Raw genomic sequence first — 17679 nt, 5'->3', positions numbered from 1 at the left:
CACAACAACATCCGCGCGCGCACCGCCGGGCGACCCGCAGCCGCCCGCGCCGCCGCGCCGACGGCGGCGCGCGCTGATGTTCGGCGGTGGTCTCGCGGTGCTGCTGGCGGTCGCGGTGGCCGTCCCGGTCGTTGTGCTGGGTGGTGGGGGCGGCCATGATGGCGAGCCGAGCGCGGCCGAGCGGACCCGGGTGTCAACCCGGCTGGCCGCCAGCGCCGCCGTCGAGCGGGCCCGCAATCCGCAGCTCGCGGCCCGGCTGAGCCTCGCCGCCTACGCTGTCGCCCCGACCGCGCCGGCTCGGGACGCGCTCGTGCTGTCGTTTGCCCGGTCGACCGCGTCCTCGGTCGAGCCGGGCGGCACCACCTACACCGACCTTGCGCTCAGCCCGGACGGCCGGGCGCTCGCCGGCACCGACGAGGCCGGGCGGCTGCATCTGTGGCGCCTCACCGACGGACAGCGATCGACCGTGGCCTCTCAGCCTTCCCAGAGCGACCAGGCCAGTGGGGTCGTCTTCGCCGCCGACGGCCGGACGCTCGTGACCGGCGGTACCGACAACGCGGGACGGCTGTGGGACGTCACCGACCCTGACCGGCCACGTCCCCTCGGTGCTCTCGGCTCCCAGGCCGCCACCGTGCGCCAGCTGGCTCTGTCGTCCACGGCGCACTTGCTGGCCACGGCCGGGGGCGACTCGTCGGTGGGCCTGTGGGACATCACCGATCCCAGCCGGCCGCAGCCCCGCTTCCTGCTCACGGGCCGGGGACCGGTGACCGATGTGGCCCTACGCCCGGACGGCGCGGTACTTGCGGTCGCCGGGGTCGGTGGCTCCGTGCAACTGTGGAACGTGCGTGACCCGGCGGATCCCAGCCAGCTGGGATCGGTGGCCGGGCACACCGGCGCGGTGAACACCATCGCGTTCAGCCCGGACGGCACGCAGCTCGCGACCGGCGGTGACGATCAGGTCGTGCAGCTCGCCGATGTCCACGACCCGGCCCATCCAGGGGTCGCACGCCGTCTGACCGGCCACCACAACGCGGTGACGACCGTCGCCTACACCGGCGCCGACCGGCTGTTGAGCGCCGACACGGCCGGCACGGTGGCCTACTGGGACCTCGACGGCACCGGGGCTGCCGGCAAGGCGTCGTCCCCGTCGTTCACCCGCATCGGAGCCCTGGACGGGCCGGTACGCGCGATCGGCACGACCAGCGCGGGCACCGTCGCGGCGACCACCGGGAAGGGGCAGACCTTCGTCGGCACGCTCGACCCGGCCCGGCTGCGCCGGCTGGCCTGCGCGACGCCTTCGGTGGCACCGGAGCGCGCCGAGTGGAACCGCGAGGCGCCCACCATCCCCTACACCGACGTCTGCGCTCCCTGATCACCAGCATCCCGATCGGAACGCACGCCGCCCTCGGGACCGACACCTCCGTCGGGACCGGCGCCCTGCTGCGGCAGGCTGTCGGCGGGGGCACGACGCCCACCCCGACGCCGATGGATCAGGACGAACCCGACCACGATGACGAACAGCACCACGGCGATGCCCACGGCGACAACGTAGTGCCAGGCCGAGTACCCACCGATCAGATAGCGGTGTGACTCTCCGGGCTTCTTCGGGAATACGATCGTCGCCGTGACCGTGTGCTCGACCAGGCCGCTGCGCAGCGTCACCGATGCGTGCCAGGGTCCCAGGGGCAGTTCACTGTCCAGTGGGATCGACACGGGGGCGACCTCACCCGGTCCGATCGTGGTGCCGAGGTTCGCTGGAAACGGGCCGGCCCGCAGACCGCCGGGACCCCGTTCCAGGCGCAGGTCCCCGGCCATGTCCAGGGCCCGGCCGCCGGTGTTGTGCACCTCGGTGCTCAGCGCCGCCCGACCGTCCGGCGTCCGGTTCGCGGTCAGGGCCGAGATGGCGAACCCGGCCGCGGGTGGCCCGCCGGGGCCGACGTCGAGGTAGATGCGGATGCCGACCCGGTTGACCATCCGCACGCCGCTGCCCTGCGTCGGGGCGCTGGCCGCCTCCGCCCACAGGACGGCGTAATGCTCGCCCGGCGAGGCGTCCTTGGGCACGTTGATGGTCACCTGGGCGTTCGCACGGCCATGCGCCGCAAGATCGATACTGGCAGGGTTGATCGACACCCAGGTACTGAGCTCGTTGGCCGCGTGTCCCTGGCCGAAGTGGAACTCGCCCCGGCCGATCGAGGCGGCTGCCGGGTACAGCGCCAGGTGCATCGGTTCCGGGCCGTCGTTGTAGACCTCCACCTGACGGCTCAGGACCGACTCCGGATTGAGATGGTCGATGATGTACTCGCGGGCCCGCGGGTCGTCCCGCAGGGACTCGGTGACCTCGGTCAGCCGAATGCCGAAGCGTCCCTGTGACTCCCGGGCAGCCGCCGCCCCGCCCTGGGGCGCGCCATCCTGCGCCGCTCCGGCCGGGGGTCTGTCGTTTGAGACCGGTGCGACCGCCGCCTGGTCGACACGCCCACCCGCCGCGAGGGCGGGGGACGTGCCGACCAGGGTGCCGGTCAGGAACAGGCCAGTCATGGTGGCGAGGGCACCCAGAATCTCGAGAGCTCTGCCTGATCTCACAGCCACGCGGGGTCCTACGCGCATGATCTCGCCACCGTCACTTGTCTGGTTCCCGTTCCCTCTGCCGAGTCAGCCCCGGTCAGGCAACCGAGTGGCTCAGCGTAACGGTGTATGTACCGGTAACCGCGGAAGCGGCCGGGATGGTCACACCCAGAGTCGGGTTCCAGGTGGCGAAGTTGACGCCGGTACCGCCGGTCCCGGCGACGGTCGCCTGCGGCGTGGCGGACAGCGACTGCAACCGCAGGCCGGTGGCGGTCACGTTCGTCGCACTGATGCTGCCCGGGTCATAGGAGACGTTCTCGGCAGGCAGGGTCACGCCCTCGGCGGTGCCGCTGCCCGTGACGGCGGTCGCGCTGACGCTCGCCGTCCAGCTGGCACCCGCGTTGCCGCGGCCGTCGGTGACGATGACGTCGCCGAGGTTCCCGGAGACGAAGCCGGCGTTGACCGGGAAGCTGCTCAGGTCGGCGGTCGCCGGCGCCGTGATGTCGAGCGCCCCGCCGGTCAGGCTGAAGGTGGTTGTGGTGGTCGCGGTGGTTGCGGCGTCAGCGGGAAGGGCAGTGGTGAGTGCCGCCGCCGCCGCCGTCGCGACGGCACCGAGGAGAACGGTGGTAGACCTGCGCACTTGAAGAACCCCCAAGAGTGACTGCACGAACGCACCCCAGCAGCGGAATCGAACTCGTCGAGGTGACGTGCGGGTACCGCCGGATGCGCGGCGCGACGCTATCACTCTGAGTATCAATACAAGTACTTAGCGATTTTCTGCGTGTCGGGGACGCTCTCGAGGGCGCGACCACCCGTCCCCGGGCAGCCACTCTCCCGGCGAGCAGAGCGGCGGGGCCGACTGAGCCAGTACCCCATCCGCCCGCTCGGTCCCGGACTCGACCAGCGCCAATGGCGCCCTCCTTGCTCTGCGACCGACACTGCTGATAGCAATCCGTCACCACCCAGTTTCCCGGGGTCAGGAGCAGTCAGTCATGCGATTGTGTTTCAGCCGTCGGCAGCGCGCTGTCCGCGGGCTTCCGGTGCTCACGGTGCTGGCGGTCCTCGCCAGCACCGTGACCTGCGGCCCGGCCCTCGCTGCCTACTCCGTCACGGTGCCCGCCACCACAAGCCTCGGTTCGAGGCAGGTCGGCGGCGGCACCCTCACCGGCTCGCTTGGCACGGTCACGGTGTCCAGCGATTCGGCCGGTGGGTCCTGGTCGGTCACCGTTGTCTCGACGAACTGCACCACCGGTAGTGGCCGGTACTACGAGAGCATCTCGTCGGGCCTGGTGCAGTACCGCTCCGGCCCGGCGACGGCGACCACGGGTCAGGTCAGCGCGGTGGCCCCGGGGCAGCCGCAGGGTTCGGCCGCCGTCGCTCTCGCCGGCGGCCGCCGGGTGTTTTCCGCCACCGCGGCTCGTGGAGCCGCGAGCTCGGTGAGCTGGAAGCCGACACTGGCCATCACGATCCCGACCAACGTCGTTGCCGGAAGCTATTCCTGCACGATCATCATGTCCGTGGCGTGACTCGACCCGCCGACGGCCGGCTGGGCGGGTCGTCGGCGGGCCGGGTGGCGCTGGTTGCGGGTCCGCGTTCGGGTCAGGCGGGTACTGGCGCCACGCCCTGTGTGAGGGTCTTGAGCCGGGCGACGTTGTCGTTCACCGTCTCGTCCGTCCGCGGCACGTAGTGCGCATCGAACGCGATCTTCCGACCGTTCTGCAGGAAGTAGGACAGAAAGGCGGCAGTGGCCGGCTTGCGTAGCGACTCGGGCAGGGCGTAGACGTACAGCGGCTTGCACAGGGGCAGGTACAGCCCGGTGCCGACGGCGACGGCGGTGGGCGCGATGCAGCCCTCGCCGTTGTCGATTTCCACCCCGCGCAGCCGGCTACCGAAGGTCTCGAAGGTCGGATAGTCGAGAAAGCCGATGGCCAGCCGCTCGCCGGCCACGTCGTTGGCCACCCGGCCGAGGTCAGGCTGCTGCGTGTAGGACCGGGACCTGTCGCTGGCATCACTGATCGTCGCGTTGAACACCTGGGCCTGCACCGAGTTGCGCGAAGGCCCGACGAAGGTGATCGGCTCGTCGGGGTAGGACGGGTCGATCTGGTTCCACCGGGTCACCGTGGAGCTCGCGCCCCAGACCTGGCGCACCTGCTTCAGGGTCAGGCAGTGCAGCCAGGTGTTCTGCGGATTGACCACGATCGGCAGCGTGTGGTGCGCCACCTCGAATCCCACCAGCCGCTTTGCGCAGGACGGGTCGTCAAGCGATCCCGGGCTCGGTTCGAAGGACGCGTCCGCCAGCTCCACCTTGCCGCTGCACAGGGCGTTGAAGCCGTCCTCGGTGCTGCTCGACTCCACGCTGACAGCCACATTGCGCTGGGCCTGCCTGAACTCGTTGTAGGCGGTCTCCGAGATCGGCGCGACCTCGGACGACCCGGCGATCCGGACGAGGTTCGCGGCGGGAGCCGGTTCCGGCGACGGGCTGGACGTCTCCGGAATCGGGTCCGCAGTGGGGAACGGTCCGGCCGACGCCACCGCGGTGGGTTCGGAGCCGGAGTCACGGTTGGCGAGCAGTACACCCGCGGTCGTACCCACGACGACGAACAGGACCGCGGCAACCACCGCGGCGATCATCGTCCGGCGTGAGCCGAAGATCCCGCCGCCGCTGCTACTGGCGCTGCCCCTGCCCGTGGAGCCGCCGCCACCACCGCCACCACCTGCACCACCGCCACCACCTGCACCTGCCGCGCCAAGGCCAGGGCCAGCACCCGCCCAGGGGTGCTCCGCGGGTCCGCCCGCAGGCCCTGGCTGCCCGCCGTGTCCGGCGACGCCTCCGGCCAGGCCTGCCAGCTGCGGCTCGCCCGGACCGCCCACACCCGGACGTTCACCGGCCCACCGCACGGTTGCCGGATCGACGCCGGGCGGCACGATCGCGGTGGCTGCGGCATCGGCGCGACCCTGCGTGGTCGACGCGGACGCGGCGGCAGATTCGGCCGCCGCCATTGTCACCTCGTCGGCTGGTGTCCCCCCGCCAGCACCAACCATGGCAGCCCCGGCGTCGATGACGGCCCCGGCCGCATCGGCCGGCGCGTCACCTCGGACGCCTGCCCGCCCCAGCGGAGTGGTGCCCCCGCCGGACATGAACGGGGGCAGCGAGCTGAGGCTCGCCGCATCCGGCGGCCGGATCACCGCCGTCACGTCGTAGGGCTCCTGCGCCGACGCGCCGGCGAACACGCCGCCGCCGGCCCGCGCCGCACGGTCGGAGAAATCGGCGGCGAGCAGCGCCGCGCCCATCGCCAGATCCGCGTCGGAACGGTGTTCGATCCGGTGCAGTGCCGGAAATGCCTCGCGCAGCCGCCGCGACACCAGCGGCAGGTAGGCCACGCCGCCCGAAAGCAGAATTCGGGACAGATCAGCCGGCTCCGCGGGGACCGAACGCAGCGCACGCCGCAGTGCGCCGACGGTGTCGTCGATCGTCGGGCCAGTGAGCGTCTCGAGCTCGGCGCGGGTCAAGGTGACCGCCGCGCTCACCCCGGGCAACGCCACGGCGAGATCGACCTCGCTCTCCTCGGCGAGCACCTCCTTGACCTGCGCGGCGTCGCGGCGCAGCTGGGCCAGTGCCAGCCGGGTCGCGGGATCCGATCGGTCGACCCGCTGCGGATCGACCCCGGCGCGGGTCAGCGCCTGGTCGACCAGCAGCCCGTCCAGATCGATCCCGATGCCATGACGCAGACCCGACGCCGTACCGACGACCTGGAAGCCGAACGGCGAAAACGACAGCACCGCGGTGTCGAGGAAGCCCGCGCCCAGGTCGTACCAGCCGACAAGGTCGACGGTCTGCGTGACCGACGAGCGCGCCAGCAGCGTGCCCATCGCATCGGCCGCGGCCACTGCCGTCACCGGCATCTCCAGGCCGGAGAGCTGACCGATCGCCTCGCTGAACGCCTCACGCCGCGCTGGGGGCCAGAACGCCGGATGGGTGACGACCACATGGTCGGGTGGGCCGCCGAGCTGCTCCGCGGCGGTGGCGACAAGGTGGGCGACCAGCCGGCCCAGCAGCGACTCCCGGCTGTAGGCCGCACCACCGAGCACGACCTGCCCCTCGTCGCCAAGGCGACGCAACAGGTCGGTGGCGGAGCGGTCCGGATCGCTCTGGGCCCGGCGCGCCGCAGCCCGGGCAAACAGCAGGCCGCCGCCCGGCGCGGCGTACACCACCGACGGCAGCCGCCGCTGCCCGCCGAGTTCGAGCACCCGCGGCCAGCCGCCGTCGGCGATACCAACAATCGTGTGTACGGATCCGACGTCGATGCCGAGCTGATATCCCACGGCGACTCCTGAGCCACGCATTCGCCGGGCCCGTCCCTGTCCCAGGAAACACGCGCCCGACCAGCGGCGATCTCCCCGACCGCTGGTCAGGTCATCGTAGACACAGTGGAAGACAAACCGGCATGTCCGGTGCCGGACACAAAATGTCACGATCATTTTGAACCAGATCCACGGACGAGGGCGGCACCTTCGCACAACACCACCCAGCTGCCTCGGCCGCCTGCAGGGCCCGGAGCCCCGGTGTCCCCGCCGGCCCGCGGTCCCCGGCGAGGCAGATGTCGTTTTCCCGCCAGGATCCAGCCGGGCCGGCGACGATGCTGGAGCACATGTACGACGATGCCGAGCGCTGTGCGCGGGCCGTGCGGTCCCGGGACTCCCGCTTCGACGGCTGGTTTTTCACCGCCGTACGCAGCACCCGGATCTACTGTCGTCCGAGCTGCCCGGCGATCGTCCCCCGCGTCGAGAACCTGAGCTTCTATCCGAGTGCCGCCGCCGCCCAGCAGGCCGGCTTCCGCGCCTGTAAGAGGTGCCGGCCGGACGCGAGCCCCGGCTCGCCGCTGTGGGACGTCCGCGCCGACCTCGTCGCCCGGGCGATGCGGCTGATCGCCGACGGTGTGGTCGACCGCGATGGCGTTCCCGGCCTCGCCGCCCAGCTCGGCTACAGCACCCGCCAGGTACAGCGGCAACTGCTCGCTGAGCTCGGCGCTGGCCCGTTGGCACTCGCCCGGGCACAGCGCGCCCAGACTGCGCGCCTCCTGATCGAGACCAGCGAGCTTCCCATGGGCGACGTCGCCTTCGCCGCCGGCTTCGCCAGCATCCGGACGTTCAACGACACCGTCCGGGAGATCTTCGCGCTCTCGCCCACCGAACTACGCCGCCGTGCCCCGCGCACGCACACCCGGAAGGCGACGGCAGCCGGGCCGGCTGACCTTGCGCGACCGGATGGAACCGGACAACCGGCGCGGACTGTCCAGCCGGCAGGGACGCTCTCGCTGCGCCTGCCGTTCCGTGCACCGCTGTGTCCGGACAACCTGTTCGGCCATCTGGCCGCCACCGCCATCCCCGGAGTGGAGCAATGGCGCGATGGCGCCTTCCGCCGGACTCTGCGTCTGCCACGCGGCCCCGCCGTGGTGGCCCTGCGTCCGCGACCCGACCATGTCATCTGCCGGCTCACCCTTGCCGACCTGCGGGATCTGTCCACCGCGATCAGCCGTTGCCGCCGACTGCTCGACCTCGACGCCGACCCGGTCGCCATCGACTCCCAGCTCGCCGAGGACCCTGCGCTCGCACCGCTGGTACACGCCGCGCCCGGTCGACGAGTGCCGCGCACCCCAGACCCGAACGAGTTCGCCGTGCGGGCAGTTCTGGGCCAACAGGTGTCCACCGCCGCGGCCCGCACCCATGCCCGCCGTCTGGTCGAAGCGCTCGGCCAGCCGGTCGACGGTCTCGGTGGAAGTCTGACCCACCTTTTCCCCACCGTGGGCGAGCTTGCCGGCGGACTGTCCGCGCTTGGTGACGTCGATCTGGCCTTCCCTCGTAGCCGCCGCCTCGCGCTTACGGCCCTTGTCGAAGCACTCGCGGACGGCACCGTCGATCTCGGCGCCGGCGCCGACTGGCAGGACGCTCGCGCCCGGCTGACCGAGCTACCCGGTCTCGGCCCGTGGACGGTGGAATCGATCGCCATGCGCGCCCTCGGTGACCCCGATGCCTTCCTCACGACCGACCTCGGGGTACGGAAGGGCGCCATGGCACTGGGCCTGACGGCAACCCCACGCTCACTTGCCGCCTACTCAACCGCCTGGCGACCATGGCGCAGCTACGCCGTCCAGTATCTGTGGGCAGCTACTGACCACCCGATCAACCGGATGCCCGAGCGCTCCCCCGCGGCAACCGAGTGAGTCTCCGTGCTGTCGCCGCAGCGAGCATTCCGCGCCCAGCCGGGCTTTGGCGGACCTACCTCGCCGTTTCCGCTGTGTAGTTGTCAGGGTGCGTGTGGTGCTGGGCACCGGTGGGGGTTCTCCAGGTGACATATCCGGGGCCGGTCTGTTCCACCGCCCATCCCCGGGGCAGGTCACGGTCGGAGGAGGATTCCGGGCCTGCTGGGATACCGGCCGGCCCTGATGGACCTATCGAGCCGGAGGGGCTGGTCTTGCGGGCAGGGTGATGCTTGCGGCGGCCCATCATCCGGTGGTGCCGCCGGCAGACCGGTGCGAGATTCTCCTCCCGGGTGCGCCCACCGTCAGCCCAGGCCACGCTATGATCCAAATCGCTGACAGCCGCAGGCTGATCACAGCCCGGTAGCGTACACGTCCGATTCCGGAGCCGGACTTTGCGGGCCAATGCGGCCGAGGGAAACCTACGGTGTGCCACATCGACCAGCTCACCAGTATCCTGCCGGGTCAGGATCTGCCGCCAAGTGCAGCGCGAGTTCCCGCTCATCTCTCGCACCACCTCCGCCGGAATCGGCCCATAACCCGGAATCTCGCCCGGATGCTCGGCCAAGCCCAGCAGAGTCTCCACCGGAACAATCACCTGCAGCTCGACCGGGACGCGCCCCAGATCCACACCCATCAACAGCGCGTGAACCACATCTGCCCGCCGCTGATCCAGACTCCGCCCGTCCGCCGTACCGGTCTGACGGGCCAGCCGATCGATCCGCGCCCACACTGCCCACAGCTTCGCTGCGGGCAGGAACAACGCCAGCCTGGCCATTCCGTCCGGCTCCGCACGTCGTTCCACCCGCCGGCAGGACTCCGCCTTCTCCGACCGCCGCTGCGCGCCATCGGGATCCACCCGCAGGATCCGGCGGCGGACCGCCTGCGCGAACGCGGCCAGACTCGACCGACCGCCCTTCGCCAACACCGGACTCACCACCGCTGCGACCAACTCGTCATCGAGCTGGGCGGTCAACCGGTCCAACGCCACCAGCCGCGCCAGATCAATCACCCCCTCGTGCAACGCCTTCACCGCCGCTGGTAGACGCCGCACGACCCGCACCGCGAAGGCCACCTGCCGGCCCCCCTCAGCTGTCGAAAGCTTCGCGCTCAGCGCCACTTCTTCCCCAACGAACTCGTTGAACCCCCACCGGCCCGCTTCCGCCCACACCCCACTGCGTGCCCCGCCCCCAACCGGCATCCCCCGGCCATCTCCGTCAACGTCGGCGTACTCCCCACCGACCCGGCACTCCCATTCCTCCCGCACATTCACCGGCACCACCACAGCTGGCCGCAGTTCGGCCAGACGAGCCCGGACCAACAAACGCTCCGCCTCCGCTCGCGCCAACCGCCGCCCCACCTCTCCATCCCGTTCCAGACACTCCTCATCCCCCAGATCCCCCACGCACCGACCGCCTACCTGAACCGACCCCAGCCACTCCCGCGCCTCCCGCTCCTGGGACGCCAACGACGACACCGGCTCCGCGCACACCACCATCACCCCTTCCAAAAAGAAACGACCGACGGAAAGCGACACGACACAGAGCCCTCAGGCAAGCACCCGGTTAACCGGCGACCGATCCGCACTTCCAGATCGAACATGCATTCGCATCATAAGCCGACACGAGCAACCTGGCAACCCTCGCCACGAACTCGCGGTTACGCACTCACCCATTCCCCATCTGCAACCATAACACCGAGGGAATGAAGACAGCGCAGTCACACAACCAGGCCGGGGGCGGCGGCGAGAGTCAAGGACGGGGGACCGTGTCACCATGACGCCTGGACGGATGGGGCAAAAAATCTCGTCCGCCGGGCCTTGCCCGATCGCAGGGAAGGCGTAGGATCGAGGAGATCTCGCGACGATGCCACTCCAGGCCAGCCCGGTGAACCAGATCGGCAATGCGGATTACTTGCGGCGAATACTTGAATCATGCTCGCACAGATAGACTGTAACCATCTCCCGCCAGGGAGAGTTTATTGACTTCGTTCGGTCACACCAGGATAATGAAATTCCGACTTCAGACCAAAATCTCCGAACCCCGACCGCAACACCGAATATCTTCTCAAAGCTCCTTCGAAAAATTTTCAAAAACCCCCGAATTCCCGCCCTCACACAATAATAAAAACCCCGGGAGCGCGGGCGGATCGCCAACCGAACCAGCACCCCTTTTTGCTATGCCACTCCAGTAGCGTCCTGTCGCCATAACAGGCGAAGACTCGGTTCATCCAAGCATCGAAAAATGCCCGAAAAATATGCAGAAAACACTGTAGGAGTGTGCATGCATTCAGGGAGCCGAGTGCTCCGAACGCCCGGCCGACTCAGTCGCAGGCTCCTCGAAAGCGGTGAGGATGGCATCTGCGGCCAAGGCCGGGGTGAGGCTGCCGTTGCGGACGCGCTGTTCCAGGTCAGGGGTCAGAGCGCGGACCCGCGGGTGGGCGTGCAGGTCGGCGAGCAGGCGATCATGCACCATCGCCCACGTCCAGTCGACCTGTTGGCGACGGCGGCGGCCGGCCAGCTCGCCGGAGGCATCGAGGGTGTCCTGATGTTTGACGATCTGCGCCCAGACTGTGTCGACGCCGGTGCGCTGCTCGGCGCTGCAGGTCAGCACGGGTGTGTTCCAGTCCCGCGGGCCGGACGCGCCCTGCAGCATCCGCAGGGCGCCGGCAAGTTCACGGGCAGCGCGGCGGGCGTCGAGCTCATGCGGACCGTCGGCCTTGTTCACCGCGATGACGTCCGCGAGCTCGAGTACGCCCTTTTTGATGCCCTGCAGCTGGTCACCGGTGCGGGCCAGGGTCAGGAACAGGAAGGTGTCGACCATGTCGGCGACCGTCGTCTCCGACTGGCCGACCCCGACCGTCTCGATCACGACGACGTCGTAGCCGGCAGCCTCCATGATGACCATGGCCTCACGGGTGGCCTTGGCCACTCCGCCGAGGGTGCCGGCCGTCGGCGACGGGCGGATGAAAGCAGCGGGGTCCACCGCGAGCGCCGCCATGCGCGTCTTGTCGCCCAGAATACTGCCGCCGGTGCGAGTCGACGACGGGTCGACGGCGAGCACCGCCACCTGGTGGCCACGGCCGGTGAGCATGGTGCCGAGCGCGTCGATGAACGTCGACTTGCCGACGCCGGGCACACCGGTGATGCCCACCCGGCGGGCCTTGCCCGCGTGCGGCAACAGCGTCACGAGCAGCTGCTGGGCAAGATCGCGGTGGTCGGGTCGGCGGGACTCGACCAGCGTGATCGCCCGGGCGATCCAGGTGCGCGACGCGGCGAGCACACCGTCCGCGTACTGCTGGAGGTCGATGGGTGGCCGGCTCACGAGGGCGCGGATGCCTGGTCTACCACAGCCCGCCGCCGCTCAGGCAGCGGAGTGGCCGAGCTGCGCGGACAGGGTCGTCAGCAGTTCCTGCGCGGCATCGGCGATCACCGTGCCCGGCGGGAAGATCGCCGCCGCGCCGGCGGCCCGCAGCTCGTCGAAGTCGCCGGGCGGAATGACGCCGCCGACCACGATGAGGATGTCGGACCGGTCGAGCGCCGCGAGTTCCTCGCGCAGCGCCGGCACCAGGGTGAGGTGACCGGCGGCCAGCGAGTTGACCCCGACGATCTGGACGTCCGCCTCGACAGCCTGGCGGGCGACCTCGGCGGGCGTCTGGAACAGCGGGCCGACGTCCACGTCGAAGCCGATGTCGGCAAAGGCGCTGGCGATCACCTTCTGGCCGCGATCGTGGCCGTCCTGCCCCATCTTGGCGACCAGGATGCGCGGACGGCGTCCCTCCTGCCGCTCGAACTCGGCCGCCGCCTCGCGGGCGGCCGCGACGTTGCCGGCGGATCCCGCCTCGTCCCGATACACGCCCGAGATGGTACGTATCTGGCCGGAATGACGCCCGTATACCTTTTCCAGCGCGTCGGAGATCTCCCCCACCGTGGCCTTGGCACGGGCCGCGTTGACCGCAAGGGCCAGCAGGTTCTGCTCAAGGCCCGGGGCGCGGCGCCCGTCGCGAGCGGCATCGGCGGCGGCGGTCAGCGCATGCAGGGCCGCCTCGGTCGCGGCGCTGTCCCGTTCCTCGCGCAGCCGGCGCAGCTTGTCGATCTGCTCGGTGCGGACCGCCGAGTTGTCGACCTTGAGTACCTCGATCGCCTCGTCGGCGTCCACCCGGTACTTGTTGACACCGATCAGCGGCTGGCGGCCGGAGTCGATGCGCGCCTGGGTACGCGCGGCGGCCTCCTCGATACGCATCTTCGGGATGCCGGCGTCGATCGCCTGCGCCATCCCGCCGGATGCCTCCACCTCGGCGATGTGGTTCCAGGCCCGGGCGGCCAGGTCGTGGGTGAGGCGCTCGACGTAGTAGCTGCCGCCCCACGGGTCGATCACCCGGGTGGTGTGCGACTCCTGCTGCAACAGCAGCTGGGTGTTGCGGGCGATGCGGGCGGAGAAGTCCGTCGGCAGCGCCAACGCCTCGTCCAACGCGTTGGTGTGCAGAGACTGGGTGTGGCCCTGGGTGGCGGCCATCGCCTCCACGCAGGTGCGCACCACGTTGTTGAACACGTCCTGCGCGGTCAGCGACCAACCCGACGTCTGCGAATGGGTGCGCAGCGACAGCGATTTGGAACTCTTCGGCTCGAACTGCTTCACCAGCTTCGCCCACAGCAGGCGGGCGGCGCGCAGCTTCGCGACCTCCATGAAGAAGTTCATGCCGATGGCCCAGAAGAACGACAGCCGGGGCGCGAACGCGTCGATCTCCAGACCCGCTGCCAGACCCGCCCGGATGTACTCCACGCCGTCGGCGAGGGTGTAGGCGAGCTCCAGGTCGGCCGTCGCTCCGGCCTCCTGCATGTGGTAGCCGGAGATGGAGATCGAGTTGAACTTCGGCATCCGCTGCGAGGTGAACGAGAAGATGTCCGAGATGATCTGCATCGATGGCTGCGGCGGATAGATGTAGGTGTTGCGGACCATGAACTCTTTGAGGATGTCGTTCTGGATGGTCCCGGCAAGCTGCTCGGGGGCCACACCCTGCTCCTCGGCCGCGACGATGTAGAGCGCGAGCACCGGCAGCACGGCGCCGTTCATGGTCATCGACACGCTCATCCGGTCCAGCGGGATGCCGTCAAAGAGCTGGCGCATGTCAAGAATCGAGTCGATGGCGACGCCGGCCATGCCGACGTCACCGGTGACCCGCGGATGATCGGAGTCGTAGCCGCGGTGGGTCGGCAGATCGAAGGCGACCGACAGGCCCTTCTGCCCGGCGGCGAGGTTACGCCGGTAGAAGGCGTTGGAGGCCGCGGCGGTGGAGAAGCCGGCGTACTGGCGGATCGTCCACGGCTGGGTGACGTACATCGGCGCGTACGGCCCGCGCAGGAACGGCGCGATCCCCGGATAGGTGCGCAGGAAGTCAAGTCCGTCGGTGTCGGCCGCAGTGTAGAGCGGCTTGACGGCGATGCCTTCGGGAGTGTCCCAGGTCAGCGCCTCGACATCCTTACCGGTGGCCGCCTCGACCGCGTCCCGCCACTGCTGCTCGGGGGCCTCGGCGCCGTCCGGCGCGCCACCAAGATCCACATTGGCGAAATCCGGGATCACGGTCACGCCCGGCTCGACGGAGCCGGATTCGGTAGAGCTGGGCTGGTTGGAGCTGTCGACGGACATCAGGCCACTCCCGCCTCGGCCAGCGCCGTCTGGAGCACGGCAACGGCGTTGCATCCGGTGAAAACGTATCCGCCGATGCCGGCGTCGGCATCGGTCTGCGCGCGGGAGCCGGGCTTACCGGCCAGCCACACCTGGCGGGCGCCGGCGGCCCGCAGCGCCGAGGCCACCGCAGCGGCGTGCTCGGCATACACCTTGTCGGCCGAGCACAGGCAGGCCACCCTGGCGCCGGAGGCGGCGAAGGCCGCGGCGATCTGTGCCGGGTCGGTGCCGGTGCCGGTGGTTGGCGTGTCGAACCCACCGGCCTGGAACAGGTTGGCGGCGAAGGCGGCGCGCGCCGTCGACGCCGCGGCGCTGCCCAACGTCGCCAACAGGACCACTGGACGGTGCCCGGCACGGGCCGCGACGTCGGCGCGGGCACGCAGGTCCTCGAAGTCGGCGTCGTAGTGGATCTCCGCGAGGCCCGCCGCCACCACGTCGGCGGGGACCGGCAGTGGGACCGGCGGCGCCGGGGCCCGATCGGGCAGCTTCTCGGTGACGTTCGGGAACTCGCTGACACCAGTGATCGGATCGTGCCGATGGGCGATCGCCTCGGCGCGGGCCACCCGGCTGGCCGAGATCCGCTCGGCGACCAGCCCGTCACGCAGCGCCGCAACTATGCCGCCAGAGCGCTCGATCTCGGTGAAGGCCGACCAGGCTGCCTCGGCGAGCCGCTCGGTGAGCGACTCGACGAACCAGGAGCCACCGGCCGGGTCGATCACCCGGATCAGGCTCGACTCCTCCTGCAGCAGGATCTGGGTGTTGCGGGCGATCCGCCGGGAGAAGTCGTCGGGCAGACCGAGGCGGGTGTCGAAGGGCAGCACCGTCACCGCGTCGGCACCGCCGACTCCGGCAGCGAAGCAGGCCAGCGTCGTGCGCAACATGTTCACCCAGGGATCACGGCGGGTCATCATCGCCGTGGAGGTGACTGCATGCTGACGTTGCGCCCGCTCGGCCGGGGCCGCACCGCACACCTGCGCGACCCGCGCCCACAGCCGGCGGGCGGCCCGCAGCTTCGCGATCGAGGTGAACTGGTCGGCGGTGACCGCGTAGCGGAACTCCAGTTGACCAAACGCCTCGGTGAGGCTCAGCCCGGCGTCGGTGAGCAGGCGCAGGTAGGCGACGCCGGTGGCCACCGACGCGGCGAGTTCCTGGGCGTCGCTGCCGCCGGCACGGTGGTAGGGCTGGGCATCGACGACCAACGCGCGTAGACCGGGGAACTCCCGGGCACACCGCTGTGCGAGTGCCGCGGCCTCGGCGAGCCCGGCGGGGCCGGCAGCGCCAAGACCGGCCCGCGCCGCCAGCCCGATCGGGTCGGCACCCAGGGTGCCCGACAGTTGGGAGCCGAGCACGCCGCGGGCGTCGGCGACCCGCAGGAACTCATCTGCCGCCTGCGCGGCACGCCCACCCGCGTCCAGGGCGACGGGAGCGAGGTCGAGATACACCTCGGCAAGCACGGTGCCGAGTGCCTCAACGGGCAGGCCGCCCTCGCCCAGGCGCAGCCAGAGCGAGGTGACGCCGTTTTCCAGATCCGCGAGCACGTCAACGCCGGCAGCTGACGCATCCGGGCCGACGTGCAGGGCGCGCACGTCCCAGCCGCTGGGGCCGGCGCCCTGTGGACGCCCGCCGCGCACGAACGGCGCGAGGCCCGGTAGGCCCACGCCGGCGGCGGGGGCGTCGTCAGCGGTGTACAGCGGCTGGATACGTGGCCCGTCGTACGTCGCGGTGGCGAGCAGATCCTCGACGTCAACCGGGGTGTTCGCCTCGGTTGCCACCCCGGACTTGCGCAGGACGCCCAGGACCAGCTTCTGCCACTCACCGCGCGTGGACTCGGGAAAGTCCGCGGCCAGCGACAGTCCGGCGGAGGGAACGCTCATGCACCGGATCGTAGGCCGACGGGTTGCGGGAGGCTCGGAATGTACTTCCTGTCACAAGCTCTTGCACCCGTTTGGCCCGATGGTGGCCCCACTCACCACGTGGACCCGTACTCAGGAGGCCCGCAGGCCGATCATCGGCGCGCGGGACAGGCACTGCGCGACGGTCTCCACGACCCGCTGCGGATACCACGCGACCTCGAGATCACCGAAGCGCAGGATGGTCCAGTTCATCGCGGCCAGCAGGTTGGCCCGTTGTCGCTCGCCGTGCACCAACCCGCCGGCGCAGCCGGCCGCTGCGGACTCGGCCTCGACCGCGACGCGCTGCGCCGGCCAGGCAAGGTCGAGCTGGGCAAGGACCTGGCCGGCCGCATCGGACACCGGCCACTGGGGGCGCGGCGGGGCGAGCCCCGCGTCGGCGAACAACAGCCGCAGGCGGGTCTCCAGCGGCGACTGGGCGCGCCGGTCAGCCAGCGCCCACCAGGACTGGGCACGCCGGTAGCCCCGCCGGCCGGTAGCCGAGAGGCGGGCCGCCCGCAGATCCATCACCACACCGCGCTGCAGGGCCGCATCCATGATCGCGACGGCGGCCTCCCGGTTCGGCGTGGCGAGCACGAGATCGGCGAGCGTGCGAGCCGGGGAGGTGAGTGGAATACCGCCGAGCGTGATCCGCTCCGTAGGCGGAAGGTCGGTGAAATGCAGCCGGATTCCGCGCGGCTGGGCCCGGGTGAACCGGGCCGGCAGAACCAGGTGGATCGGTTGCCCTGCGTCGTCTGCAGCAACTGCCGAACCGCCCTCGAACGGGGCCACGCCCAACCCGCCCGAACCGGGCCCGGATGCATCCTGCGGGGCGGGGCCGAACAATCCCGTAACGGGTGCGGGAAAACCAAAGGAGGGATAGCCGGCGGCAGTGAAACCGGCCGAGGGAAAGCCGAGCAACCGGGCCGCTGTGACGTTGCACGCCGCTGCCTGCGGGCGCCCAACCAGCGCCGCTCGCACCCGCGCCGACAACACCTGGGCCTCGGACGGCACTCCCACTCGCCCGGCACCGCCCAGCGGCACAGCGGTGCCCTCCCCGGCCAGGCCGGACACCGTGGCCAGGTCGGGTGCTGGCGACAGCGCGGGCCCGCGACCGCCTGGCGCCAGCCGTTCCCGGGTCGGCCCCCCCGCCCCCCCCCCCCCGGGGGGCCCCCCCCCCCCCCCCCCCCCCCCCCCCCCCCCCCCCCCGCCCCCCCCACCCCCCCCCCCCCCCCCCCCCCCCCCCCCCCCCCCCCCCCCCCCCCCCCCCCCCCCCCCCCCCCCCCC

11 protein-coding genes are annotated in these 17679 nt (G+C 70.8%); 3 read left to right on the top strand and 8 right to left on the bottom strand.

Annotated elements, in window-relative coordinates:
* Window positions 1-1372, top strand: a 1372-nt coding sequence (locus ND747_RS15140) for a WD40 repeat domain-containing protein (RefSeq protein WP_374216236.1), incomplete at its 5' end; no start/stop codon positions are given.
* Here the strand turns inward: ND747_RS15140 and ND747_RS15135 are convergent.
* Window positions 1348-2586 carry a hypothetical protein gene (locus ND747_RS15135; protein ID WP_251734266.1) on the bottom strand — a complete coding sequence of 413 codons (1239 nt, stop codon included), beginning with the start codon at window positions 2584-2586 and terminating at the stop codon, window positions 1348-1350. The two genes, ND747_RS15140 and ND747_RS15135, sit on opposite strands and share 25 nt — an antisense overlap.
* Before the next feature lie 73 nt (window positions 2587-2659).
* Window positions 2660-3202: a hypothetical protein gene (locus ND747_RS15130; RefSeq protein ID WP_251734265.1), complete on the bottom strand. Its 543-nt coding sequence runs from the start codon at window positions 3200-3202 to the stop codon at window positions 2660-2662.
* A 352-nt stretch (window positions 3203-3554) separates the two neighbouring features.
* Between ND747_RS15130 and ND747_RS15125 the strand changes: the two genes are divergently transcribed.
* Window positions 3555-4088 (top strand): hypothetical protein, encoded by a 534-nt coding sequence (locus tag ND747_RS15125; protein WP_251734264.1) that lies wholly within the window; start codon window positions 3555-3557, stop codon window positions 4086-4088.
* Between the two features lie 73 nt (window positions 4089-4161).
* On the opposite strand, the gene ND747_RS15120 is transcribed toward ND747_RS15125, so the two are convergent.
* Window positions 4162-6885, bottom strand: coding sequence for an Hsp70 family protein (locus ND747_RS15120; RefSeq protein WP_251734263.1), 2724 nt, complete (start codon window positions 6883-6885; stop codon window positions 4162-4164).
* A 326-nt stretch (window positions 6886-7211) separates the two neighbouring features.
* Between ND747_RS15120 and ND747_RS15115 the strand changes: the two genes are divergently transcribed.
* Entirely contained in the window at window positions 7212-8783 is a 1572-nt protein-coding gene (locus ND747_RS15115) for an AlkA N-terminal domain-containing protein (protein ID WP_251734267.1), read from the top strand.
* 55 nt (window positions 8784-8838) lie between these two features.
* On the opposite strand, the gene ND747_RS15110 is transcribed toward ND747_RS15115, so the two are convergent.
* The 5 genes from ND747_RS15110 to ND747_RS15090 all read right to left on the bottom strand — a co-directional run bounded on the left by ND747_RS15110 (window position 8839) and on the right by ND747_RS15090 (window position 17466).
* On the bottom strand, window positions 8839-10092 hold the full coding sequence (locus tag ND747_RS15110; RefSeq protein WP_251734262.1) for an HNH endonuclease signature motif containing protein: 1254 nt from the start codon (window positions 10090-10092) through the stop codon (window positions 8839-8841).
* 1015 nt (window positions 10093-11107) lie between these two features.
* Window positions 11108-12142, bottom strand: coding sequence for a methylmalonyl Co-A mutase-associated GTPase MeaB (gene meaB / locus ND747_RS15105; protein WP_251734261.1), 1035 nt, complete (start codon window positions 12140-12142; stop codon window positions 11108-11110).
* Window positions 12143-12181: 39 nt separating this feature from the next.
* Window positions 12182-14464 carry a methylmalonyl-CoA mutase gene (scpA, locus tag ND747_RS15100; RefSeq protein ID WP_251734260.1) on the bottom strand — a complete coding sequence of 761 codons (2283 nt, stop codon included), beginning with the start codon at window positions 14462-14464 and terminating at the stop codon, window positions 12182-12184.
* Window positions 14464-16377: a methylmalonyl-CoA mutase subunit beta gene (locus ND747_RS15095; RefSeq protein WP_251734259.1), complete on the bottom strand. Its 1914-nt coding sequence runs from the start codon at window positions 16375-16377 to the stop codon at window positions 14464-14466. The genes scpA and ND747_RS15095 overlap by 1 nt, the downstream gene beginning before the upstream one ends.
* Before the next feature lie 111 nt (window positions 16378-16488).
* Window positions 16489-17466, bottom strand: a complete 978-nt coding sequence (locus ND747_RS15090; protein WP_251734258.1) for a hypothetical protein — start codon at window positions 17464-17466, stop codon at window positions 16489-16491.
* Between the last annotated feature and the right edge of the window lie 213 nt (window positions 17467-17679).

Source organism: Frankia sp. R82, from assembly GCF_023716925.1.
Taxonomy (GTDB): Bacteria; Actinomycetota; Actinomycetes; order Frankiales; family Frankiaceae; genus Frankia.
This window is presented reverse-complemented; position numbering and strand designations above follow the sequence as displayed.

Excerpts from the sequence above, each read along its gene's own strand:
- ND747_RS15125 (WP_251734264.1), top strand. The coding sequence starts at position 3,555 with ATGCGATTGTGTTTCAGCCGTCGGCAGCGCGCTGTCCGCGGGCTTCCG.
- ND747_RS15115 (WP_251734267.1), top strand. The coding sequence starts at position 7,212 with ATGTACGACGATGCCGAGCGCTGTGCGCGGGCCGTGCGGTCCCGGGAC.
- scpA (WP_251734260.1), bottom strand. The coding sequence starts at position 14,464 with ATGTCCGTCGACAGCTCCAACCAGCCCAGCTCTACCGAATCCGGCTCC.
- ND747_RS15095 (WP_251734259.1), bottom strand. The coding sequence starts at position 16,377 with ATGAGCGTTCCCTCCGCCGGACTGTCGCTGGCCGCGGACTTTCCCGAG.